This is a genomic window from Planobispora longispora (assembly GCF_016863135.1).
Classification (GTDB): domain Bacteria; phylum Actinomycetota; class Actinomycetes; order Streptosporangiales; family Streptosporangiaceae; genus Planobispora; species Planobispora longispora.
Genome location: NZ_BOOH01000012.1, coordinates 124,296 through 146,016, shown reverse-complemented (window position 1 = coordinate 146,016; position 21,721 = coordinate 124,296). Strand labels below are relative to the sequence as shown.

Annotated in this window: 21 protein-coding genes; 7 read left to right on the top strand and 14 right to left on the bottom strand. The window is 72.2% G+C overall.

All coding sequences use genetic code 11. The features are described 5' to 3' along the window. The 3 genes from Plo01_RS06635 to Plo01_RS06625 all read right to left on the bottom strand — a co-directional run bounded on the left by Plo01_RS06635 (position 1) and on the right by Plo01_RS06625 (position 2,831). Positions 1–339, bottom strand: coding sequence for a P-II family nitrogen regulator (locus tag Plo01_RS06635; RefSeq protein WP_184945529.1), 339 nt, complete (start codon positions 337–339; stop codon positions 1–3). Then, entirely contained in the window at positions 336–1,646 is a 1,311-nt protein-coding gene (locus tag Plo01_RS06630; RefSeq protein WP_203889610.1) for an ammonium transporter, read from the bottom strand. Before Plo01_RS06630 ends, Plo01_RS06635 begins: the two co-directional genes overlap by 4 nt. A 357-nt stretch (positions 1,647–2,003) precedes the next feature. Next, entirely contained in the window at positions 2,004–2,831 is an 828-nt protein-coding gene (locus Plo01_RS06625; protein WP_203889609.1) for an alpha/beta fold hydrolase, read from the bottom strand. A gap of 75 nt (positions 2,832–2,906) precedes the next feature. Between Plo01_RS06625 and Plo01_RS06620 the strand changes: the two genes are divergently transcribed. The 3 genes from Plo01_RS06620 (at position 2,907) to Plo01_RS06610 (ending at position 4,805) form a co-directional block, all read left to right on the top strand. Further along, complete coding sequence (locus tag Plo01_RS06620; protein WP_203889608.1) at positions 2,907–3,476, top strand: TetR/AcrR family transcriptional regulator; 570 nt, start codon at positions 2,907–2,909, stop codon at positions 3,474–3,476. A 147-nt stretch (positions 3,477–3,623) separates the two neighbouring features. Then, positions 3,624–3,908 carry a putative quinol monooxygenase gene (locus Plo01_RS06615; protein ID WP_203889607.1) on the top strand — a complete coding sequence of 95 codons (285 nt, stop codon included), beginning with the start codon at positions 3,624–3,626 and terminating at the stop codon, positions 3,906–3,908. A 165-nt stretch (positions 3,909–4,073) separates the two neighbouring features. Then, a complete protein-coding gene (locus Plo01_RS06610; RefSeq protein WP_203889606.1) occupies positions 4,074–4,805 on the top strand; it encodes a class I SAM-dependent methyltransferase in 732 nt (243 codons plus the stop codon). Positions 4,806–4,859: 54 nt separating this feature from the next. On the opposite strand, the gene Plo01_RS06605 is transcribed toward Plo01_RS06610, so the two are convergent. From Plo01_RS06605 to Plo01_RS06590, 4 genes are all read right to left on the bottom strand, one after another. Then, the gene (locus Plo01_RS06605; protein WP_203889605.1) at positions 4,860–5,798 is read right to left on the bottom strand and encodes a sigma-70 family RNA polymerase sigma factor; all 939 of its coding nucleotides are present in this window, start codon (positions 5,796–5,798) and stop codon (positions 4,860–4,862) included. Positions 5,799–6,012: 214 nt separating this feature from the next. Further along, entirely contained in the window at positions 6,013–7,161 is a 1,149-nt protein-coding gene (gene hutI / locus Plo01_RS06600; RefSeq protein WP_203889604.1) for an imidazolonepropionase, read from the bottom strand. 43 nt (positions 7,162–7,204) lie between these two features. Beyond that, the gene (locus tag Plo01_RS06595; RefSeq protein WP_203889603.1) at positions 7,205–8,557 is read right to left on the bottom strand and encodes a formimidoylglutamate deiminase; all 1,353 of its coding nucleotides are present in this window, start codon (positions 8,555–8,557) and stop codon (positions 7,205–7,207) included. Beyond that, complete coding sequence (locus Plo01_RS06590) at positions 8,545–9,729, bottom strand: allantoate amidohydrolase (RefSeq protein ID WP_203889661.1); 1,185 nt, start codon at positions 9,727–9,729, stop codon at positions 8,545–8,547. The genes Plo01_RS06595 and Plo01_RS06590 overlap by 13 nt, the downstream gene beginning before the upstream one ends. Positions 9,730–10,027: 298 nt before the next feature. Between Plo01_RS06590 and Plo01_RS06585 the strand changes: the two genes are divergently transcribed. Further along, positions 10,028–11,128, top strand: coding sequence for a glycoside hydrolase family 19 protein (locus tag Plo01_RS06585; RefSeq protein ID WP_239315943.1), 1,101 nt, complete (start codon positions 10,028–10,030; stop codon positions 11,126–11,128). Positions 11,129–11,280: 152 nt separating this feature from the next. On the opposite strand, the gene Plo01_RS06580 is transcribed toward Plo01_RS06585, so the two are convergent. Both Plo01_RS06580 and Plo01_RS06575 read right to left on the bottom strand, forming a co-directional pair. Further along, complete coding sequence (locus tag Plo01_RS06580) at positions 11,281–11,967, bottom strand: SDR family oxidoreductase (RefSeq protein ID WP_203889602.1); 687 nt, start codon at positions 11,965–11,967, stop codon at positions 11,281–11,283. A 9-nt stretch (positions 11,968–11,976) separates the two neighbouring features. Beyond that, positions 11,977–12,303 (bottom strand): hypothetical protein, encoded by a 327-nt coding sequence (locus Plo01_RS06575; RefSeq protein ID WP_203889601.1) that lies wholly within the window; start codon positions 12,301–12,303, stop codon positions 11,977–11,979. A 38-nt stretch (positions 12,304–12,341) separates the two neighbouring features. Here Plo01_RS06575 and Plo01_RS06570 point away from each other — a divergent pair, with 38 nt between their 5' ends. The 3 genes from Plo01_RS06570 to Plo01_RS06560 all read left to right on the top strand — a co-directional run bounded on the left by Plo01_RS06570 (position 12,342) and on the right by Plo01_RS06560 (position 14,756). Beyond that, positions 12,342–12,872: a PadR family transcriptional regulator gene (locus Plo01_RS06570; RefSeq protein ID WP_203889600.1), complete on the top strand. Its 531-nt coding sequence runs from the start codon at positions 12,342–12,344 to the stop codon at positions 12,870–12,872. Between the two features lie 148 nt (positions 12,873–13,020). Continuing rightward, positions 13,021–13,980, top strand: a complete 960-nt coding sequence (locus Plo01_RS06565; protein WP_203889599.1) for an ATP-binding cassette domain-containing protein — start codon at positions 13,021–13,023, stop codon at positions 13,978–13,980. Positions 13,981–14,006: 26 nt separating this feature from the next. Then, the gene (locus Plo01_RS06560) at positions 14,007–14,756 is read left to right on the top strand and encodes an ABC transporter permease (RefSeq protein ID WP_203889598.1); all 750 of its coding nucleotides are present in this window, start codon (positions 14,007–14,009) and stop codon (positions 14,754–14,756) included. A 70-nt stretch (positions 14,757–14,826) separates the two neighbouring features. Here Plo01_RS06560 and Plo01_RS06555 read toward each other — a convergent pair whose 3' ends face one another. From Plo01_RS06555 to Plo01_RS06535, 5 genes are all read right to left on the bottom strand, one after another. Beyond that, positions 14,827–15,642 carry a MurR/RpiR family transcriptional regulator gene (locus Plo01_RS06555; protein WP_239315942.1) on the bottom strand — a complete coding sequence of 272 codons (816 nt, stop codon included), beginning with the start codon at positions 15,640–15,642 and terminating at the stop codon, positions 14,827–14,829. A gap of 127 nt (positions 15,643–15,769) precedes the next feature. Further along, positions 15,770–17,425 (bottom strand): urocanate hydratase, encoded by a 1,656-nt coding sequence (hutU, locus tag Plo01_RS06550; protein WP_203889596.1) that lies wholly within the window; start codon positions 17,423–17,425, stop codon positions 15,770–15,772. A 416-nt stretch (positions 17,426–17,841) separates the two neighbouring features. Next, positions 17,842–19,686, bottom strand: coding sequence for an ABC transporter ATP-binding protein (locus Plo01_RS06545; RefSeq protein ID WP_239315941.1), 1,845 nt, complete (start codon positions 19,684–19,686; stop codon positions 17,842–17,844). Between the two features lie 294 nt (positions 19,687–19,980). Next, the gene (locus Plo01_RS06540) at positions 19,981–21,243 is read right to left on the bottom strand and encodes a beta-ketoacyl-[acyl-carrier-protein] synthase family protein (protein ID WP_203889594.1); all 1,263 of its coding nucleotides are present in this window, start codon (positions 21,241–21,243) and stop codon (positions 19,981–19,983) included. After that, complete coding sequence (locus Plo01_RS06535) at positions 21,240–21,488, bottom strand: acyl carrier protein (RefSeq protein WP_203889593.1); 249 nt, start codon at positions 21,486–21,488, stop codon at positions 21,240–21,242. The genes Plo01_RS06540 and Plo01_RS06535 overlap by 4 nt, the downstream gene beginning before the upstream one ends. Between the last annotated feature and the right edge of the window lie 233 nt (positions 21,489–21,721).

The window sequence follows — 21,721 nt, the reverse complement described above, 5'->3', positions numbered from 1 at the left end:
TCAGAGCGCCTCGGGCCCGCGCTCCCCGGTACGGACCCGGATCACCGTGTCCACCGGGACCGACCAGACCTTGCCGTCACCGATCTTGCCGGTCTGCGCCGCCTTGACGATGACGTCGATCACGTCCTCCGCGTCGTCCTCCTCGGCCAGCACCTCCAGCCGGACCTTGGGGACCAGGTCCACCTGGTACTCGGCGCCGCGGTAGACCTCGGTGTGGCCGCGCTGGCGGCCGTACCCGCTGGCCTCGCTGACCGTCATTCCCTTGACCCCGAACTGCTCCAGGGCCGCCTTCACGTCATCGAGCTTGAAGGGCTTGATGACCGCCGTGATCAGTCTCATGCGTCCACCTTCTTGTCTGCCGGGGCCGCCACCGCGCCGTTCGGGGCCGCCACGCCCGAGGCGTGGAAGGTGCCCAGGTCGTAACCGGTCTCGGCGTGGGTGGTGATGTCGATGCCCGCGACCTCGTCCTCAGCGGTGATCCGGAAGCCGATCGTCTTGTCGATGATCTTGCCCAGGATGTACGACACGATGAAGGAGTAGGCGCCGACCGCGACCGGGCCGAGGACCTGCAGCCCGAGCTGGGTCCAGCCGCCGCCGTAGAACAGGCCCTTGTTCTGGCCGTCCAGGAAGGGGTAGGCCGCCACGAAGCCGAGCGCCACCGCGCCGATCACGCCGCCGACCAGGTGAACGCCCACCACGTCGAGGGAGTCGTCGTAACCGAGCTTGTACTTCAGGCTGACCGCGTAGGCGCAGGCGGCGCCGGCCAGCAGGCCGATCAGCATCGCGGCCCAGGGGTCGACGAAACCGCAGGCCGGGGTGATGGCGACCAGACCGGCGACCGCGCCGGAGGCGACGCCCAGCGAGGTGGCGTGGCCGTCGCGCATCTTCTCCACGACGAGCCAGGCGCCCGCCGCGACGGCGGTGGCGATCTGAGTGTTCATGAACGCCAGGCCGGCGGTGCCGTCGGCCGCCAGCTCGGAACCCGCGTTGAAGCCGAACCAGCCGAACCAGAGCAGACCCGCGCCCAGGAGCACCAGGGTGAGGTTGTGCGGGCGCATCGGCTCCTTGCGCCAGCCGGCGCGCTTGCCGAGCACCAGGGCCAGGGCCAGGGCCGCGGCGCCGGCGTTGATGTGCACGACCGTGCCGCCGGCGAAGTCCTCGATGCCCAGCTGCGTCAGCCAGCCGCCGCCCCACACCCAGTGGGCGACCGGGAAGTACACGATCGTCGCCCAGATGACGCTGAAGACCACCCAGGCGCCGAACTTGGCGCGGTCGGCGATCGCACCGCTGATCAGCGCGACGGTGATGATCGCGAAGGTCAGCTGGAAGGCGGAGAAGACCATCATCGGGAACGTGTCGTTGTAGGCGACCTCGTTGACGCCCATCAGCCCGATGTTGTCGAGCCCACCGACGATCTTGTTGAGGAAGCCGTCGCCCTCGCCGACCGTGTCGAACGCGAGCGAGTACCCGAAGAGGACCCAGGTGATCGTCACCGTGATGATGCTGACGAACGACATCATCATCATGTTCAGGACGCTCTTGGCCCTGGTCATGCCCCCGTAGAAGAACGCGAGACCCGGAGTCATGAGCAGCACGAGTGCGGTGCTTATGAGCATCCAGGCAGTGGAGCCGCTATCGATCTTCATTCGACGCGACCCTCCTTCCGATTGGCGTGTGGCCGGTTGCACAGTCGCAGTGGACGCTTCCAGGGCTCCTTCGACCGGCCGCGCACTGACGTTCCTGCAGGGTTGGGTCGCCTCGCCCGCGACGCCTCACGGCGTTCCGGTCCGGCTTCCTCTCCCGTGCGCCACAGCGTGTTCTCCCGTGGTTTCGGGCCACGACCTTGCGTGTTTCACATCTGTGAATCTCGGGGGGATGGTGTTTCGGCCTTGTTTCGGACACGTCACTCCATGACTCGTACATGTCCGGAACATGCCCGGGGCCGCTTCGCCCGGAAGTCGGGAAGGGCTCGGCGGCCCGCCGCGCCGGCGCCCGGCCGGACCTCACCCGGCCAGGTGCCTGCGCAGGTGCGGCAGAAGGTCGGCGGCGCGCTCGTCGGGGAAGAAGAGCCTGCCGCCCTCGATCTCGACGACCTCCTCGACGCCCGGAATGGTGTCGCGCAGCCAGCGGGCCCGGTCGAGGCCGAAGAAGACGTCGTCCGTCCCCCACGCCACCAGCGTCGGCACGGTCAGCGCGGCGAGCTCCGCCGCTATGGCGATGAGGTCCTTGGCGTCCAGCGCGACCAGCATGCGCTCGAAGGCCCGGCCTCCCTCCGGGGTGCCGAAGATCGGCCGCATGTACGCCTCGACGAGGGCCCCGGGGTCCTCGATGCGCTGGTAGCCCTGCCCGTAGACGGTGGCCGCGATCAGCTCCGGCCGGTCGAGCGCCGCGGCGGCCAGCGGGGCCAGCTCGCCCCTGGCGGCCAGCTCGACGGTGGGCTTGAACGCCTCGGGCGGCAGGTCGTCGTGCACGTCGCAGTTGGTGAGCGTGAGCGTGCGGAGCCGTCCGGTGTGCCTGACCGCGAAGATCTGAGCCACCGCGCCGCCCGTGTCGTTGGCGACCAGATCCACCTGGTCGAGCCCCAGCCTCGCGCAGAACTCCTCCAGCACCTCGGCGAGCGCCGGCAGGGAGAGGTCGTCGCGGGCCCGGCTCCGGCCGTGGAGCGGAAGGTCCAGCGCGATGCAGCGGCGTTCGTCCTTGAGCCCGGCGATGACGTTGCGCCACAGGTGGGAGCCGGTGCCGACGCCGTGCACGAACAGCGTGGCCGCCCCCTCGCCCACGTCGACGTAGCCGAGGTCGCCGATCGTCTTCTCGTACGCGCTCAGGTTCATTGAAGCCTCCGTTTGGATACCGACCGTCGGTCTGCAAAATTACCGACCGATGGTCGGTATGTCTAGAGTGGTTCCATGAACCTCAAGGCCCGGCGCGGCGCGGCCACCCGCGACCAGCTCATCGCGATCGCCACCCGGCTGTTCGCCGAGCACGGTTACGAGGGCGCCTCGATCGAGGCCGTCCTGCAGGAGTCGGGGCTGAGCAAGGGCGCGCTCTACCACCACTACGCGGGCAAGGACGCGCTGTTCGAGGCCGTGCTGGAGTCGGTCGAGGCGGACGCGGGAGCGAAGATCGCCGAGGCCGTTCGGGAGATCGACGACCCGGCCGAGGCCCTGCGCACCGGCGTTCTGACCTGGATCCGGCTGGCCGGAGACCCCGTGATCCGGCGGATCGTCCTGATCGACGCGCCCTCGGTCCTCGGCTGGGAGCGCTGGCGAGCCCTGGAGGAACGCCACGCGTTCGGCATGCTGAAAGCCGCCCTCCACGCCACCGGGGCGCTGCCGGAGGACCAGGTGGACCTGCACGCGCACGTGCTGCTGGCGGGGATCAACGAGATCGCCCTGCTCGTCGCGCGATCGGGGGACGGGGGGAACGCCGAGGCGGTCGTCGGGGAGCTCCTCCGGCGGCTGCTGCGGACGGGCTGAAGGCCTCCCGCGGAGCTGTCCGGCAGGACGACGCGCGCCGCCCGGGTTCCGCCGGTCGCGGATCTTCGGGTTCCGCCGGTCACGGCCCTCCGATTCCGTCGGTCACGGCCTTCGGGTTCTGTCGGTGGCGGACCCTACGATGACGGCATGATCATTGTTTCCGGCTGGCTCGCCGTCGATCCGGAGGTCCGGAACACCTATCTGCGGAGCTGCGTGAGCGTGGTCGAGCAGGCCCGCTCCTCCTCCGGCTGCCTCGACTTCGCGGTGAGCGCCGACCTGGTCGACGCCGGGCGGATCAACGTCTACGAGAGATGGGAGTCCGAGGAGGCCCTCGACGCCTTCCGGAGCTCCGGGCCGGATGACGAGCAGACGTCGATGATCCGCGACGCCGAAGTCCTCCGATATCAGATATCCGGATCCGGCCCGCCCTGATCCGGCCGCCCGGGACGCGCGGCGGATCCGCTCCAGCCGTGAACCTCCCGCGGCCGGGAGCGCCTTCCGGCGGCATGCGGTCACCTCGCCCCGCGAGGCGCGCCCTCGGCCCGCGGGCCGGGAAAACCGGTTGGCCGCCGCCGGGCGGCGACCGATACTGCCGGAGTGTTCTCCGATGCCGACGCCGCAGAGCTTTACGACCTCCAGTACCCCTGGGATGTCGCGCGTTATCCCGGTGACGCGTTCTACCACGACCTCGTGATGAAGGCGGAGGCCGTGCTGGACGTGGGCTGCGGGACGGGCGGCATGCTGCGCCACGCCCGGGAGTGCGGGCACCCCGGGCGGCTGGTCGGGCTGGATCCGGACCCGGCGGCGCTGGAACGGGCCCGGCGGCGCGCCGACGTCGAGTGGGTGGCGGGCGTCGCCGCGGAGGCGGCCTGGGATCGCGAGTTCGACCTGGCGACGATGGCCGGCAACGCGTTCCAGTGCCTGGTGGGCGACGACGAGCTGCGGGCCTCGCTGACCGCGATCCGGGCGGCGCTGCGCAACGGCGGCGGGTTCGCCTTCGAGACGCGGCACCCGCAGGCGCGAGCCTGGGACGACTGGAACCCGTCGAACGCCTCCCGGGTCGAGTACGCGACCGGCCGCACCCTGAGCGTCGCGCACCACGTCGAGTCGGTCGTCGGTGACGTCGTGACGTTCACCGAGACGGTCAGCGATTCGGACGGCGCCGTCCTGCGCGTCGACCGTACGAGCCTGCGCTTCCTGGACGTGCCCGCGCTGGGGGCGTTCCTGAGCGAGGCCGGTTTCGCCGTCGAGGCGCAGTACGGCGACTGGCGGCGCGGTCCCGTCACCGGCGCCAGCCGTTCGATCGTCACGGTCGCCCGCCGGAACTGACGGAACGGCGCGCCCGCCGGCGCGGCGGACGCGCCGCTCGCGGCGCACGGGAGATCAGGCGGCCATGGCCATCTTGCGCAGGCGGGCCAGGGCGTCGCGCTCGATGCGGCGGGCGCGGTCGCGGCCGATGCCGTAGCGCTCGCCGACCTCGGTCAGGGTGTGCTCGCGGCCGTCGATCAGGCCGTAGCGCCAGCGGAGCATCTCGCGGGTCTGGCCCTCCAGGCCGGTCAGCCACTGCTCCAGGCGCTCGCGGTCCAGGATCTCCATGGCCTGCTGCTCGGGGTCCGCCCACGTCTCATCGGCGATCATGTCGCCGAGCTCGGTCTCGTCCTCGTCGCCCACGCCCAGCTGGAGGGAGACCGGGTCGGAGGCCCAGCGGCGCAGCTCGCGGACCCGCTCGATCGGCAGCTCCAGGACCGCCGACAGGTCGGCGTCCGTCGGCTCCTGGTCGAACTCGGCCAGCATGTCCCGGCGGACCCGCATCAGGCGGGTCATCTGCTCCCCCGCGTGGGTGGGCAACCGGACCGGGCGGGCCTGCTCGTGAATCGCGCGGCCCACGGACTGGCGAATCCACCACGTGGCATAGGTCGAGAACTTGTAACCCCGTCGATAGTCGAATTTCTCCACCGCGCGGACCAGGCCCAGGTTCCCCTCCTGCACCAAATCGATCAACGGCATTCCCCGTCCCGAATATTTGCGCGCGACCGCCACCACAAGACGTAGATTGGCCTGGATGAACTCATCCTTGGCCCGCTGTCCCGAAATAGCCAGTCGTTCAAGCTCCTCGTCGGCCGCGTCCCCGATCCGCGGCTCCGTCAGCCCGCCGTCCAGCAACTGCTCCGCGAACAGGCCGGCCTCGATCCGCTTCGCGAGATCGACCTCTTCCTCCGCGGTCAGCAGGGGGACCCTCCCGATCTCCGCCAGGTAGGTCCCCAGCAGGTCCCGATCCGAGACATGCTGGTCCTGCGTGCGATTCCCCGTCGGCCTTGCCATCCGATGGCACCTCGTTCCGCCTGCTTATGACGTATCCACCCCGCTCGCTCAAGACCCCGCGCGCAACGGACACGTCGCTTGCCCAATCAACGTCCATGCCTGGGCAAAGATTCCCTAAAGAACTACGCCCGCAGAATGGTTTCGTTTTCCTCCTCAAGGAGGATGTCGCGGCGCGCCGGGGAATCATCCGGAGCCGGCGGGAGCACCGCGGCGATCAGGCGACGCGGCGGCCCTCCTTCCACACCTGGGTCACCAGCGGCACCCCGGGCCGGTAGGCCAGGTGCACGTAAGAAGGCGCCTCCAGGATGACCAGGTCGCCCCGGGCGCCGCGCCGGAGCACTCCGACGTCCGTACGGCGCAGCGCCTGGGCCCCGCCCCGGGTGGCGGCCCTGATCGCCTCCAGCGGGGTCATCCCCATCTCCCGCACGGCCAGCGCCACGCAGAACGGCATGGACGAGGTGAAGGACGAGCCCGGGTTGCAGTCGGTCGCCAGCGCGACGGTGACCCCGGCGTCCAGCAGGCGACGGGCCTCGGGGTACGGCGAGCGGGTGGAGAACTCCGCGCCGGGCAGCAGGGTGGCGACCACCCCGGCCGAGGAGAGCGCCGCGATGTCGGCGCCGGTGAGGTGCGTGCAGTGGTCGGCCGAGGCGGCGCCCAGTTCGGCGGCTATCGACACGCCCGGGCCGTGGCCGAGCTGGTTGGCGTGCACGCGCGGGAGCAGCCCGGCCTTGATCCCGGCGGTCAGGATCTCCCTGCTCTGGTCGGCGTCGAACGCGCCGCGTTCGCAGAAGACGTCCACCCACTTGGCGTGGGGCGCGCAGGCGGCGAGCATCTCCCCGGTGACCGTGCGGACGTAGTCGTCGGCGGACGAGGCGTCCGGGGGGACGACGTGCGCGCCCAGGTAGGTGGTCTCCTCGGTGAAACCGCGGGCGATCTCCAGGGAGCGGCGCTCGTCGGCGACGGTGAGGCCGTACCCGCTCTTGATCTCGACGGTGGTGGTGCCCTGGGCGAGCATCTCGGCGACCAGCGCGGCCGTCCGGGCGACGAGGAGGGCGTCGCCGGCCGCGCGGGTCGCCGCGACCGTGGTGCGGATGCCCCCGGCGGTGTAGCGCTCCCCCGACATGCGGGCGGTGAACTCGGCGGTGCGGTCCCCGGCGAAGACCAGGTGGGCGTGGCTGTCGACGAACCCGGGGATCACGCAGCGGCCGTCCACGTCCACGCGCTCGTCCGCGCCCGGGTCGTCGCCGGAGCGGCCGATCCAGGCCACCCGGCCGTCCTCGACGACGAGGGCGGCGTCGAGGATCTCCTCCCGGTCGGGGTCTCCGGTGTACAGCAGGCCGATCCGGTCGAACAACGTGCTCATCGCTGGTTCACCGCTCCTCGTCCGCCCCTGGGGCCTTCGGTTGTCACACTTTCTCCCGGCGCGCCTCGGCGATCGCCTCGCCGAGCATCCTGCCCACGTCGCCGAGGACGTGCCGGCCCTCGGCGACCACCTGGCGTCCGCTCGAGACCACGGAGTGCACGTCGGCCGCCGTGGCGGCGAAGACGACGGTCTCGGCGGCGGGGCCGCCGCCCGCGGTGCGGACCGAGTCGAGCCGGACCGAGACGAGGTCGGCCCAGGCTCCCGGGCAGAGGATGCCGCCGTCGGGGAAGCCGAGGGAGGCGTGCCCGGCGGCGGTGGCGGCCTGGATCAGCTCGGCGGCCCGCCAGTGGCCGCGCCGCTCGGTCGCCAGCCGCTCGTCCAGCTCGACCGCGCGGGCCTCCTCGAACAGGTCGACGACCGCGTGGCTGTCGGAGCCGAGGGTGATCGGCGACCCCGCGTCGGACATCGCCCGCGCCGGGCCGATGCCGTCGGCCAGGTCGCGCTCGGTCGTGGGGCACATGCACACGTACGTCTTGGACTGGCCGAGCAGCGCGACGTCCACGTCGGAGACGTGCGTGGCGTGCACGGCGGTCGTGCGGGGGCCGAGCACGCCGTGCTCGTGCAGGACCTGGACGGGGGTGGCGGAGTACAGCTCCACGCAGGCGGCGTTCTCGGCCCGCTGCTCGGAGACGTGGGCGTGCAGCGGGACCGCGTGGTGGTGGGAGAAGGCGGCGACCACGCCCATGTGCTCGGCGGGGACCGCGCGGACCGAGTGGACGGCGGCGCCGATCTCCACCTCCCGGTCCCCGGCGTAGGCGGAGGCGAGGGCCTCCGCGCGCACGGCCCACCGTTCGGCGTCCCCGTCGCCGAAGCGGAGCTGGGCGCCGGTCAGCGGCTTCCCCGCCCCCGCGGTCAGGTAGCAGGCGTCCAGCAGGGTGATCCGCAGGCCCGCCTCCCGGGCGGCCTGGACCAGCGCGTGCCCCATGGCGTTCGGGTCGTCGTACGGCGTGCCGCCCGGCGCGTGGTGCAGGTAGTGGAACTCCCCGACGCATGTGACGCCGGCCAGCGCCATCTCGGCGAACGCCGCCCTGGCCAGCCGGAGGTAGGAGTCGGGGTCGAGTGTCTGGGCCACGCCGTACATCTGCTCGCGCCAGGTCCAGAAGGTGCCCTTCTCCGCCTGGGTGATGCCGCGCAGGGCCCGGTGGAAGGCGTGCGAGTGGGCGTTGGCGAGGCCGGGCAGGGTCAGGCCGGCCAGCCGGACCGCTCCGGGGGGCGGCTCGCCCACGCCCGGCGTGACGTCGGCGATCCGCGCGCCCTCCACCTCGACGAGGACGCCCGCGACGACCTCGCCCGGCGGCAGCCAGGCCAGCTCGCACCAGTAGGTCAGCTTCGGCACAGGTCCTCCAGGACGGCTGCGAGGGCGGTGACCCCCAGACGACAGTCGGACTCCTCCGCGTGTTCCTCCGGGGAGTGTGAGATGCCCGTTGGATTGCGGACGAACACCATCGCGCTCGGAACCCCCGCCGCCGCGAGGATCCCGGCGTCGTGCCCGGCCCCCGTCGGCAGCGCCGGCGCGGCCGCGGGGCGGGCGAGCGCGGCGCCGGCCACGGCCGCGAGGCGGTCGCGCAGGACCGCGTCGAAGTCGACGACCGGGGTCCAGGACTCGGTGCTCACCTCCGCCCCGGAGAACGCGGTCAGCTCGGCGACCAGCGCGCGGACCGCGCCCTCGTCGCCGCCGCGGGCGTCCAGCCAGGCGCTGACCAGGCCGGGGACGGCGTTGGCGTTGCCGGGCGAGACGCGGAGCTTGCCGAAGGTGGCGACCACGCCGGCGCGCTCGGCGAGCTCGCGGGCGTGGAGCACGGTCCGGGCGAAGGGCAGCGTGGGGTCGTCGCGGTCGGCCAGGCGGGTGGTGCCGGCGTGGTTGGCCTGGCCGTGGAAGTCGAACCTCCAGCGCCCGTGCGGCCAGATGGCGCTCGCCACGCCGACCGGGTCCCCGGTGTGCACGAGCTCCCGGCCCTGCTCGACGTGGAGCTCGACGAAGACGCCAACGTGCCCGAGGGTCTCGGGGTCCCGGCCGAGCACGGCGGGGTCGCGCCCGGCGCGGCGGAGCACCTCGGCCATGGAGTCGCCCTCGTCGTCGGTCAGGCCGCGGGCCCGGTCGGGGTCGAGGACCCCGGTGAGCAGCCGGGAGCCCATGCACGGCACGCCGAAGCGGGCGCCCTCCTCGTCGGTGAAGCAGGCGATCCCCAGCGGCCGGCCGGGTTCGAACCCCCGGGCCGCCAGGACGTCGAGGGCGGCGAAGGCGGACACGATCCCGAGGGGGCCGTCGAAGGCGCCGCCCTGCCGCACCGAGTCGAGGTGGCTGCCGGTGACGACCCCGGGGCGGCCCGAGGGGTCGCCCCACCACGCCCAGAGGTTGCCGTTGCGGTCCTCGCGCACGTCGAGGCCGCGCCGGGCGGCCTCCTGCCGGAACCACTCGCGCAGTTCCAGGTCGGCGGACGACCACGCGTCGCGCAGGTAGCCCCCGGTCCGGCCGTCGCGTCCGAGGCGCTCGATGGCGCCCCACATCTCGTCGAACACCCCTCCATTATCTGAATGAATCCATTCATTCGCCAGCCGGGGCGGTCCCCGCCTCATACCGATCCGGCACCGGTCCCGCTCCGGCCGTACCGGTCCGGCCCCGGAGAACGCCCCCGGGGAACGGCCGGAGAACGGTCCCGGGCAACGGCCCCGGGAAGGCCCGGGAGAGCCTATGGAGATGCAAAGGATCACTTAAGGCGCTGTTAAGGCCCCGCCTGCCAGCATTTCCGACCGGGCGAACCGTCTCCCCGGCCTATGCCGTCCAGCCGTACAGAGGAGTGATCGAGTGTCGAGACAGCGCATCATGGCGGGCCTCGCCGTCACGGCGGCCGCGAGCGCGCTGACGGTCGCCGTGCAGGCGTCCCCCGCCGCCGCGGCGGACTGCGCGGCGGCGTGGAGCTCCGCGAAGGTGTACACGGGCGGGATCTCCGCCTCCCACAAGGGCCGCAACTGGACCGCGAAGTGGTGGACCCAGAACGAGACGCCCGGCTCCTCCGACGTCTGGGCGGACAAGGGGGCCTGCGGCGGCGCCACGGCCCCGTCCCCGGCGCCCACCTCCTGCGACCATCCGAACTGGGTGGCCGGGAAGTCGTACGCCGCGGGCGCCGTCGTGAGGTACACCAACGGCAAGTACTACCGGGCCGAGCACGCCAACCCCGGCTACGACCCGACCATCAGCACCTGGTACTGGAAGCCGTACGCCTGCGGCTCCGCCACGCCGGCGCCCACCCCCACGCCGACCTCCAACCCCACCACCCCGGCCCCGGGCGGCTTCGTGGTCAGCGAGGCGCAGTTCAACCAGATGTTCCCGAACCGGAACTCCTTCTACACCTACAAGGGCCTGACCGCCGCGCTGAGCGCCTACCCCGCCTTCGCCAAGACGGGCACCGACACCACCCGCCGGCAGGAGGCCGCCGCCTTCCTGGCCAACGTCAACCACGAGACCGGCGGCCTGGTTCACATCGTCGAGCAGAACACCGCCAACTACCCGCACTACTGCGACACGAGCCAGTCCTACGGCTGCCCGGCCGGCCAGGCCGCCTACTACGGCCGCGGCCCGATCCAGCTCAGCTGGAACTTCAACTACAAGGCCGCCGGCGACGCGCTCGGCATCGACCTGCTGCGCAACCCCAACCTGGTGCAGAACGACGCCGCGGTGGCCTGGAAGACCGCACTCTGGTACTGGAACACCCAGAGGGGCCCGGGCACCATGACCCCGCACGACGCCATCGTCAACGGACGCGGCTTCGGCGAGACGATCCGCAGCATCAACGGCTCGCTGGAGTGCGGCGGCCGCAACCCCGCCCAGGTGCAGAGCCGGGTGAACTCCTACCAGAAGTTCACGCAGATCCTGGGCACCACCCCGGGCTCCAACCTGACCTGCTGATCCGCTCGACCCCCTCGGACGCCGCCCCCGCGTGACGAGGGAGGGAGCGGCCCCCGCGGAGGCGCCCTCACCGGCCTTCCGCGGGGGCCGTTCCCGTGGGCGTCCTGGGGAGGGCACGGCCGGCGCGGGCAGCGCCCTCCCCGGGCGTCCCGTCAGTTCACGGGTCCGCCCGACGGGCGGACGGTGATCTCGGTGAGGTGGGCGTCCGGGGTCGCGGTCACCGCCGTCAGCACGGCCCGGGCCACCGAGTCCGGGTTCAGGTATTTCTCGGGCTCGTAGGGGCCCTTCTCCTGGTCGCGCACCCCGCGCTGCATGTCGGTGTCCACCCGCCCCGGGTAGACCGTGGTCACACGCAGGCCGGGCTCCTCCAGCCGGAGCGCGTCGGCGAAGGCGCGCAGCGCGAACTTGCTGGCGGCGTAGGTGCCCCACCCCACGTTGGCCCGCTGTCCGGCCCCCGAGTTGATCAGCACGACCTGGCCGCCCGCGGCGCGCAGGGCGGGCAGCAGCAGCCGGGTCAGCTCGGCCACCGCGATCACGTTGATCTCCATCGTGCGCCGCCAGACCTCGGCCGGGGTCTCGCCGATCCGGCCCAGCGGCGCCACTCCCGCGCTGTGCACCAGCACGTCGAGCCGGTCGATCCCGGCGACGTCCGCCTCGGTCACCGCGGTCAGCTCCACCGGCCAGGACCGCCCTGCCGGCACCTCCGCGCAGGTCTTGGCCAGCGCCTCGCGGTCTCGGCCGCCGAGCAGCAGGTCGTGCGTGGGAGCCAGGGCGCGGGCGACGGCTGCGCCGACCCCGCGGGAGGCTCCGGTGATCAGGGCGGTGGGGCGTTCGGACATGACCCAAGCCTATTGCGGCCGGAACGTGTCGGGCCCGGGACGCACCAGGGTGAGCGCATAGACCTCATGCGGATAGCGGTGATCATCCGGCCGGACCCTGACCTCCTCGGCGGCGGCCTCTATGATCACACATCGGTACCACTCCCCGTCCTGGCGGAACTCCCAGGGCCGCATCAGCACCTCCAGCCCGAATCGACGGACTTCCTCCCGGGCCCCCTCCTGCGTGCACGGCCCGCCGAGCGGGTAGCCGAACACGGTCAGCGGCTCCCATCCTCCGTCCGTCTCGCGAACGAAACCGACCAGGGCACCGTCGTCATCGCGTCTGATCTCTCGCATGATTGACACTATATACAAATTAGAATACAAATTTGTATATGTCCTCTACGCGGATCCTGATCCTCGGCGTCCTCCTCGACGGCCCGCTCCACGGCTATGAGGTACGGCGCCGCCTTGAGCTCATGGGCACCCATCACTGGGCGAACGTCGCCTACGGCTCGATCTACCACGGCCTCGGCAAGATGGCTGACGAGGGTCTGCTGGAGCGGGTGGAAGAGGGCAAGGGCGGCAAAACCGTATACGGGCTCACCGACACCGGCCGGGCCGAGTTCATGCGAGGACTGCTCAGCCACTGGTGGGAGGTCAAGCCGATCGTCGACCCGTTCCAGGTGGCGCTGACCTTCATGAACCGGCTCTCACAAGCCGAGCTGACCTCCGCCATGGAGGCGAGGGCAGTCCAGCTCCGGTTCTCGATCGAGATGGTCACCCGCGCGATAGGCGGCAAACAGGCCTACGGCGCCCCCCCGCACATCGACGAGTGTCTGCGGCTCAACATCCTGCAGCTACAGGCCCAGCTCACCTGGGTCGAGGAAGCCGCCGGGAAGGTCCGCCGGGGCGAGTTGCCCTGAGACCCGTGGCGGACAGGGAGGGCTCCCTCCCTCCCACCGGCCCGCAGGCCTTTCGCGGTGGGCCCCGAGGGGTCCGCGCACAAAAACCACTTGCCCCTCCCACAGCGGAAGGGTTCATGCTCGACATTCCCCGACGTACGGAGAACCCATGATCATCGAAGCTCATGACCTGCGTAAAACCTTCGTCGCCAAGCGCGGGCGGGGCAAGACCGAGGAGGTCGAGGCCGTGCGGGGCATCGACCTGTCCGTCGACGAGGGCGAGATCTTCGCCTGCCTCGGCCCGAACGGCGCGGGCAAGACCACCACGGTCCGGATGCTCGCGACCTTCACCATCCCCACCTCGGGCACCGCCCGGGTGGCCGGGTTCGACGTGGTGAAGGAGGCCGCCAAGGTCCGGGAGAAGATCGGCTACGTCGGCCAGGCCGGCGGCGTGGACGACAACGCCCCGGGCCGGGAGAGCCTGGTCCTGGCCGGGCGCATCGCCGGGCTCTCCCGCAAGGACGCGCTGGCCCGCGCCGAGGAGCTGTTCGCCGCCTTCAGCCTGAGCGAGATCGCCGACCGCCCGGTGAAGACCCTCTCCGGCGGCCAGAAGCGGCGCTTCTCCCTGGCCATCGGGCTGGTGAACCGGCCGCCGCTGGTCTTCCTGGACGAGCCCACCACCGGTCTCGACCCGCAGAACCGCGCCAACCTCTGGGACGAGATCCGGGCGCTCCGCGACCGGGGCACCAGCGTGCTGCTGACCACCCACTACCTGGACGAGGCCGACGCGCTCTGCGACCGGCTGGTCATCGTCGACCACGGCAAGATCGTCGCCGAGGGCACCCCGGAGAAGCTCAAGAAGGAGCTCGCCGGCGACGTCGTCACGCTCCGCCTCGACGACCTGGAGGGCGCGCGGAAGGTGCTGGCGGCGCAGCCGTACATCAAGGAGACCCAGGTGGAGGGCGACTCCCTGCGCGCCTACCTCGACGACGGCGAGCACGGCCTGCCGACGCTGCTGCGCGCGCTGGAGGCCGAGAACCTGGCCATCCGGTCCATCTCGCTCGACCGGGCCACGCTCGACGACGTCTTCCTCAAGCACACCGGCCGCTCCCTGCGCGACGCCGCCTGACCCGACTCTCTCGCGAGGAATCCCCCATGCTTCGACACACCTTGTTGTTCACCGGCTACGAGCTCGGCGTCATGCGCCGCAACCTGGCCTGGCCGATCATCGGCATCATGCAGCCGGTCCTCTATCTGCTGCTCTTCGCCCCGCTGCTGACCAGCATCACCCCGAACGGGGAGCTGTCGGAGGCGCTGATCGTGTTCACCCCGGCGGCGCTGGTGATGATCGCGCTGTTCGGTTCGATGTTCGCCGGGTTCGGCATGATCAATGAGACCCGGAACGGGGTGCTGGAGCGGCTCGCGGTCAGCCAGGCCTGGCGGCCCGCCATCATCCTGGGCCGGGTGGTCAAGGACATGCTCATGCTGGTCCTGCAGTCACTGCTGGTGCTGGGCGTGGCCGCGCTGATGGGCCTGCGGATCAGCCTGGCCGCGATGGGCCTGATGTTGCTGCTCATGGCGGTGACCGGCCTGTTCGCCGCCAACTTGTCGTACGGCCTGGCACTGGCCGTGCGCGACGAGAACGGCATGTCGCAGATCGTGCAGTTCTTCCTGCTCCCGCTGATGCTGCTGTCCGGCCTGATGCTGCCGATGTCGCTCGCCCCCGACTGGATGCAGACGGTGGCGAAGTTCAACCCGCTCTACTACGCCGTCGAGGCGGGCCGGGCCATGTTCGCCGACGACTTCTCCGACGGCGACATCCCGATCGCCTTCGCCATCTTCCTGGTCCTGGGCGTGCTCACCCTGACCTGGTCGGTCCGCTCCCTGCGGAAGCTGGCCGGATAGCCGGGACCCGTCGCCGGGAGAGCCCGCCCCGGGTGTCCGGTGCGGGCTCTCCCCGGACGGCCGGGACCGGTCAGCAGGTGAAGACCCCGGCCTGGTCGGTCATCCGTTCGTACTCCTCCAGCCGGGCCTGCGTGCGCAGCGGCGCCGCGTCCGCCATGGCCTCCACCAGCACCATGGCCAGGGCGAGCGGCGCCGCGTGCGAGTCGAACACCAGCCGCTCGCCCACCGGGGCGGCCAGGATCACGTCCGCCTCGAACGGCACGTCCCGCCGGTCGGTGATCACCGCCGTGCGCAGGCCCAGCTCCCGGGCGTCCCGCAGGGCCCGTACGGCCTCGGCCGGATAGCGCGGCAGGACCACCGCGAGCAGCCAGCCCGCGCCCGCCCGGCGGGCGGTGTGCAGGCCGTCGGCCAGCTCCGAGCCGCCGTGGGTCAGCAACCGGACGTCGGGGTGGATCCGGCGGGCGTAGTAGGCGAAGGTGGTGGCCAGGCCGCTGGAGACCCGCAGGCCCAGCACCGGGAGCGGCTCGCACGCCGCCAGCGCGGCGCCCAGCCCGGTGACGGCCGACGGGTCGGCCAGCCCCTCCCGGACCGCGCCCAGGTTGCCGATCTCCACGTCGATCGCGGTCTGCAGGTCGTTGGCCCGCGACGCGTCCCGCCCGCCCACGACCAGGGGCCGCAGCGCCTGCCGGAACTCCGGGTATCCGGCGAAGCCGAGCACCATGGCGAACCTGGTCACCGAGGGCTGGCTCACCCCCGCCCGCTCCGCCAGCTCCACGCTGGACAGGAAGACCGCCTCCGCGAGGTGGTCGTGCAGATAGCGCGCGATGCGCCGCTGCACCGGCGAGAGCCGGTGACCCTCCAGAAGCCGATCGAGTCCGCCGCCCACGTCCCCTCCAACCGATCGACGGCCCGCGGTCATTCCCCGCCCGGAAGCGGTGGCTCACCGTACCCGACCGCGGGAGCCCGCCGTCCCGCCGTCCCACCGGACGGGACGGCGGCCCGGGGCCCGGAGCTCAGGACTCGCGCATCGGGATGCGGACGTCACGGGCCTCGGCGACGGTGACGGCCTCCTCGTAGCCCGCGTCGACATGGCGGATCACGCCCATGCCGGGGTCGTTGGTGAGGACCCGGTTGAGCTTCTCGGCGGCCAGCGCGGTGCCGTCGGCGACGGTGACCTGGCCGGCGTGGATGGACCGGCCGATGCCGACGCCGCCGCCGTGGTGGATGGAGACCCAGGCCGCGCCGGAGGCCGTGTTGAGCATCGCGTTCAGCAGCGGCCAGTCGGCGATGGCGTCGGAGCCGTCGAGCATGCCCTCGGTCTCGCGGTACGGGCTGGCGACGGAGCCGCAGTCGAGGTGGTCGCGGCCGATGACCACCGGGGCCTCGATCTCGCCGGAGGCCACCATGGCGTTGAACCGCTCGCCGGCCAGGTGGCGCTCGCCGTACCCGAGCCAGCAGATGCGGGCGGGCAGGCCCTGGAAGTGGACCCTCTCCCCGGCCATCCGGATCCACCGGGCCAGCGGCTCGTTGTCGGGGAACAGCTCCAGGACGGCCCGGTCGGTCGCGGCGATGTCGGCCGGGTTCCCGGAGAGCGCGGCCCAGCGGAACGGGCCCTTGCCCTCGCAGAACAGGGGGCGGATGTAGGCGGGCACGAAGCCGGGGAAGTCGAACGCGCGGGCGTAGCCGGCCAGCTGGGCCTCGCCCCGGATCGAGTTGCCGTAGTCGAAGACCTCGGCGCCGGCGTCCTGGAAGCCGACCATCGCCTCCACGTGCCTGGCCATCGACTCGCGGGCCCGGACGGTGAACCCGGCCGGGTCCTTGTCCCGCTCGGCGGCCATGTCGGCGAAGGCGACGCCCAGCGGCAGGTACATCAGCGGGTCGTGGGCCGAGGTCTGGTCGGTGACGATGTCGATCTCGGCGCCCCGGCGCAGCAGCTCGGGCACGGCGTCGGCCGCGTTGGCCTCGACGCCGATGCTCAGCGGGCGGCGCTGGTCGCGCGCCTCGTAGGCCAGGCGCAGCGCCTCGTCGAGGTCGTCGGCCCGCACGTCGAGGTAGCGGTGCTCGATGCGCCGTTCGATGCTGCGCGGGTCGCAGTCGACGCAGATCGCCACGCCGCCGTTCATGGTCACGGCGAGCGGCTGGGCGCCGCCCATGCCGCCGAGCCCGGCGGTCAGGGTGATCGTGCCGGCCAGGGATCCGCCGAACCGCTTGGCGGCCACGGCCGCGAAGGTCTCGTAGGTGCCCTGGAGGATGCCCTGGGTGCCGATGTAGATCCACGAGCCCGCGGTCATCTGCCCGTACATGGTCAGGCCGGCGGCCTCCAGGCGGCGGAACTCCTCCCAGTTCGCCCAGTCGGGCACCAGGTTGGAGTTGGCGATGAGCACGCGGGGCGCCCACTCGTGGGTGCGGAAGACGCCGACGGGGCGGCCGGACTGCACCAGCAGCGTCTCGTCGCCCTCCAGGGTGGTCAGCGCGCGGGTCATCGCCTCGAAGGAGCGCCAGTCGCGGGCCGCCCTCCCCGAGCCGCCGTAGACGACGAGCTGCTCCGGGTGCTCGGCGACCTCGGGATCCAGGTTGTTCTGGAGCATGCGGAGCGCCGCCTCCTGCGGCCACCCCTTGGCGGTGAGCGTGGTGCCGCGCGGCGCGCGGACGGTCCGGCTGCCGGTCATGCCTGAGCCTCCCCTTGACATGAATGAATGTATTCATATTTGTCACTCGGAGGCCACAGGTCAACCCGGAGAAGAGAGGCATCCCGGGGAATCGGCCCGGGATGCCCCACCTTCCGGGGCTGTCGTCCCGGTCACGTCCCGCACGGACGGAACCGGGAGATCGGGCCCGGCGGGCGCGCCCGGTTCGGGCGCTCCGGCGCGAAGGAGAGGCTTCGCAGAACGGGAGTTCCCGATTTCGGGCCGGTCAATCGGGCCGGTGGGCGTCTTGCCCGAACCGCCCCGCTAACGGCTCCAGGAATTTGCCAGGAGTCTACGCGGAAGGCCCGCGCCCCCTCGGACGGGTCTTCGTGAACAGCCGGACGGCTCTCCCGGGAGAGCCGTCCGGCGCATCCGGGGCGTGCGGTGCATCCGGGGTGTCAGGCGGAGGTGAGGAACTGGGTGGCGGCGAGCTCGCGGTAGAGGTCGTCCTCGGCGAGCAGCTCGTCGTGGGTGCCGACGGCCCTGACCCGGCCCGCCTCCATCACCACGATCCGGTCGGCGCCGGTCACCGTGGAGAGCCGGTGCGCGATCACCAGCACGGTCGTCTCCCTGGCCACCTCCGCGATCACCTCGCGGAGCCGGAGCTCGTTGACCGCGTCGAGCTGGGAGGTGGCCTCGTCCAGCAGGAGCAGCCGGGGGCGGCGCAGCAGCGCCCGGGCGATGGCGACCCGCTGGCGCTCGCCTCCGGACAGCAGGACCCCGCGGTGGCCGACCTTGGTCTCCAGCCCTTCGGGCAGGCGGGCGACGAGGTCCTCCAGGCGGGTCAGCGCGAGCACCCGCCGCAGCTCGTCCTCGGTCACGCCCGGCGCGGCGAACAGGAGGTTCTCCCTGAGCGAGCCGTCCAGCACGGGCGCGTCCTGCTCGACGTAGCCGAGGGCGGCCCGCAGCTCCGCCAGCGGCCACTGGCGGATGTCGCGGCCGTCGACCGCGACCGTCCCGGACTGCTGCTCGTAGAAGCGCTCCAGCAGCGCGAAGACCGTGGACTTGCCCGCCCCCGAGGGGCCGACGAGCGCGGTCATCCCGCCGGCCGGGACGGTGAAGGAGACGTCCTGGTGCACGACGGGCCGGTCGTCGCCGTAACGGAAGACCACGGAGTCGAACATCACCCCGGCGGGAGCCGTGCCGGGCGGGGGGACCGTCCCGGCGGTCTGCTCGGCCGGCATCTCCTCGATCTCCCGGATCCGCTTCACCGCCGCCAGGCCGCTCTGCACCTGGGTGAACCCCTGGACCAGCTGGCCGACCGGCGCGACGAGGAAGAACAGGTAGAGCAGGAAGGCGATCAGCGCGGAGACCTCCATCGCGCCGGAGGCGACCCGCGCCCCGCCGACGCCGAGCACGGCCACGAAGGCGAGCTGCGCGGAGACCCAGGCGGAGATGCCCACGATGGAGGACAGCCAGGCGACGGCGATGCCCCGGTCCCGGGCCTCACGCGCCGCGGCTCCCACCGTGGCGATCTCCCGGTCCTCGGCGCCGCTGGCCTTGACCGTGCGGAAGGCCTGGAGCACCCGGTCGAGCACCGCGCCCATCTCGCCCACCGCCTCCTGCGCCTTGATCGAGGCCCGCTGGATGCGCGGCATGACCACGCCCACGAGCCCGCCGACCAGGACGAGGACCGCCAGCGTGACGAGGATCAGGACCCCGTCCATGACGGCCATCATCACCACCGCGCCCACCAGCATGAACACGGCGCTGACCGACTCGACGATCCCGTCGGTGAACACGGCGCGGAGCAGGGTGGTGTCGGAGGTCACCCGGGAGAGCAGGTCACCCGGCTTGAGCCGGTCCACCTCGGAGACGCGCAGCCGCATCATCCGCCCCACCAGGCTCTGCCGGGCCGAGAACACGATTCCCTCGCCCATGCGCTCCAGCACGTATCTGCCGAGCGCCCCGATGCCCGCGCCCACCACCACGGCGGCCGTCAGCGCGATCACCGGTCCGGCCAGGGACTGGTCCCGGCCGAAGGCGTCGACCACCGACTTGGCCAGCAGCGGCATCGCCAGCCCGGCCAGCGAGCTGACGAGGCTGAGCACTCCGCCGAGCAGGAGCACCCTCCAGTACGGCCGGACGTAGCCGAGCAGCAGGCGCCACGACGACGCGCCCGCGGCCCCGGAACCCGCCGTCTCCACGGCCCCTGCCCCGGGCCCGGTCGCAGGCGTGGTCCCGGCTCCGGACGTGCCCCCGGGCTCGGGCTCGCTCACGTGCCCCGATGCGGTCGCGGTCACTCTCATCCCCTCCGGACGGACGCGACCGGCCCCCGGTCGTCGTCCTTCCTGTCTATCGCCCACGTGTCCTCCCTGAGCGCTTCGCCAGGTTTCGTAGACCAAAGTCGATATTGTCAACATAAGTTGACGGTGGCCGCCACGTCAACCCGAGTTGACGACAGGGGCGGCCGGGGCCGTGAGCACGATGGGTGGAGCGGCGGGAACGGCGAGGAGCGCCGGACCGCCGCGGAGGGGGTGCGGCGGCCGGCGCTCCGGGGGCGCAGCCGCACGGGAGAGCGGGAGACTGCGCGGAGGTCAGGCCGGGGTGAGGACCAGGCAGGCGTTGCTGCCGCCGAAGCCGAAGGAGTTGGACAGGACGGGGGCCGCGGGCACGGCGCGCGGGGCCCCGTGGACGAGGTCGATCAGGTCGGCGGCCGGGCCGGCGGTGAAGTTCGCGGTGGGCGGGACCAGGCCCTCCCGGGCCGAGAGCAGGGCGAGGACGGCCTCCAGCGCGCCCGCCCCGCCGACCAGGTGGCCGGTCACGCCCTTGGTCGAGGTCACCGGGGGTGTGCGGTTCCCCGGACGGCCGGCGAAGCAGTCGCGCAGCGCGAGGGCCTCGGCGTCGTCGTTGTGCGGGGTGGACGTCCCGTGCGCGTTGACGTGGCCGACGTCCGCCGGGGTCAGCCCGGCGTCGGCCAGGGCGGCGCGCATGCAGGCGGCCGTGACGGAGCCGTCGCGCAGCGGCGCGACGATGTGGCTGGCGTCGCAGTTGGCCGCGTAGCCGCTCACCTCGCCGTAGACGCGGGCGCCGCGGGCCTCGGCGAGATCGGCACGTTCCAGGACCATGAAGGCCGCGCCCTCGCCCATGACGAAGCCGTCGCGTTCCCCGTCGAACGGGCGCGAGGCCTCCGCCGGCGCGTCCACTCGCTCCGACAACGCGCCGACCCTGGCGAACGCCTCCATGACCAGCGGGGACAGCAACGCGTCCAGCCCGCCGGCGACGGCGGCCCGGACCGTTCCCGAGCGGATCGCGCGCAGCGCCTCGCCGATCGCGGTGGCGCCGCTCGCGCAGGCCGTGTTGAAGGTCAGGCACGGGCCGCGGTAGCCGTACCGGATGGCGATGCGCGCGGCCGTGGAGCTGGACATCAGCGACGGGACGGCGTGCACGGGCACCTTCTCCCGGCCGAGCGTGTGCCCCACGATGAGGCTCTCCAGCGTGGCGAATCCGCCGCCGCCGGTGCCGACGTAGACGCCGCAGCCCTCCGCGGGCAGGTCCCCCGCGTCGGTGACGGCGTCGACCGCGGCGGCCAGCCCGATCTGCGCCGTGCGGTCGAGGGTGCGCAGCTCGCGGCCGGTGAAGTAGTCGAGCGGCTCGAAGGGGGCCAGCGGGCAGCCGATGGGGACCGGCCCTCCGGCCAGCCCGGGGATCGGGACGGCGAGCGACTTGCCCGCGAGCACCGTGGTGAACGCCTCGCCGGCGGTGTTGCCCGCCGGGCTCTTGACGCCGAGACCGGTGATGACGACCCGCGCGCCCGCGCCGCCCGTCCCCGGTCCGTCCGCCTCCCGCCCGCCCCTCACCGGGTCGCCAGCGCGGCGTGCAGGATGCCGGCCACGTCCGCCACGGTCTTGGCCCCGGCGAAGTCCGAGGGTTCGAGCTGGATGCCCAGCCTCTCCTCGATGATGACGGCGATCTCCACCCACTCCAGGCTGTCGAGCTGGTGGTCGGCGATGGTCGCGCTGGGCTTCACCTGGTCGCTCGGCACGCTGAGCACCTCGGCGATCGCCGATCGGACGACGGATGTGGCTGAGTCGAGGCTTGTCATTCGCCCACCTTGAAAAGATCGGTCCACTCGCGCCCCTGCAGTCCCACGGACTATGCCCGCCAGACACATGTTCTGTCTAGAGCCTGGATGCGCAATTAATCGGAGTTCCACTCATTTTTCGATGACCCGGCCGGGATTCAGCCGCCGGGAAACTCGGGCAATCCAATGACGCTCCGGCGGCGAACAACACGTCGAGGAACCCGGCCGGTTTCCACCTCTCTCATCCCGAGCCC

Coding starts and splice junctions, on each gene's coding strand:
- Plo01_RS06560 (WP_203889598.1), top strand. CDS start 14,007: ATGCTTCGACACACCTTGTTGTTCACCGGCTACGAGCTCGGCGTCATG.
- hutI (WP_203889604.1), bottom strand. CDS start 7,161: ATGAGCACGTTGTTCGACCGGATCGGCCTGCTGTACACCGGAGACCCC.
- Plo01_RS06630 (WP_203889610.1), bottom strand. CDS start 1,646: ATGAAGATCGATAGCGGCTCCACTGCCTGGATGCTCATAAGCACCGCA.
- Plo01_RS06580 (WP_203889602.1), bottom strand. CDS start 11,967: ATGTCCGAACGCCCCACCGCCCTGATCACCGGAGCCTCCCGCGGGGTC.
- Plo01_RS06605 (WP_203889605.1), bottom strand. CDS start 5,798: ATGGCAAGGCCGACGGGGAATCGCACGCAGGACCAGCATGTCTCGGAT.
- hutU (WP_203889596.1), bottom strand. CDS start 17,425: ATGACCGGCAGCCGGACCGTCCGCGCGCCGCGCGGCACCACGCTCACC.
- Plo01_RS06575 (WP_203889601.1), bottom strand. CDS start 12,303: ATGCGAGAGATCAGACGCGATGACGACGGTGCCCTGGTCGGTTTCGTT.
- Plo01_RS06635 (WP_184945529.1), bottom strand. CDS start 339: ATGAGACTGATCACGGCGGTCATCAAGCCCTTCAAGCTCGATGACGTG.
- Plo01_RS06590 (WP_203889661.1), bottom strand. CDS start 9,729: ATGTGGGGCGCCATCGAGCGCCTCGGACGCGACGGCCGGACCGGGGGC.
- Plo01_RS06535 (WP_203889593.1), bottom strand. CDS start 21,488: ATGACAAGCCTCGACTCAGCCACATCCGTCGTCCGATCGGCGATCGCC.
- Plo01_RS06565 (WP_203889599.1), top strand. CDS start 13,021: ATGATCATCGAAGCTCATGACCTGCGTAAAACCTTCGTCGCCAAGCGC.
- Plo01_RS06570 (WP_203889600.1), top strand. CDS start 12,342: ATGTCCTCTACGCGGATCCTGATCCTCGGCGTCCTCCTCGACGGCCCG.
- Plo01_RS06615 (WP_203889607.1), top strand. CDS start 3,624: ATGATCATTGTTTCCGGCTGGCTCGCCGTCGATCCGGAGGTCCGGAAC.
- Plo01_RS06620 (WP_203889608.1), top strand. CDS start 2,907: ATGAACCTCAAGGCCCGGCGCGGCGCGGCCACCCGCGACCAGCTCATC.
- Plo01_RS06625 (WP_203889609.1), bottom strand. CDS start 2,831: ATGAACCTGAGCGCGTACGAGAAGACGATCGGCGACCTCGGCTACGTC.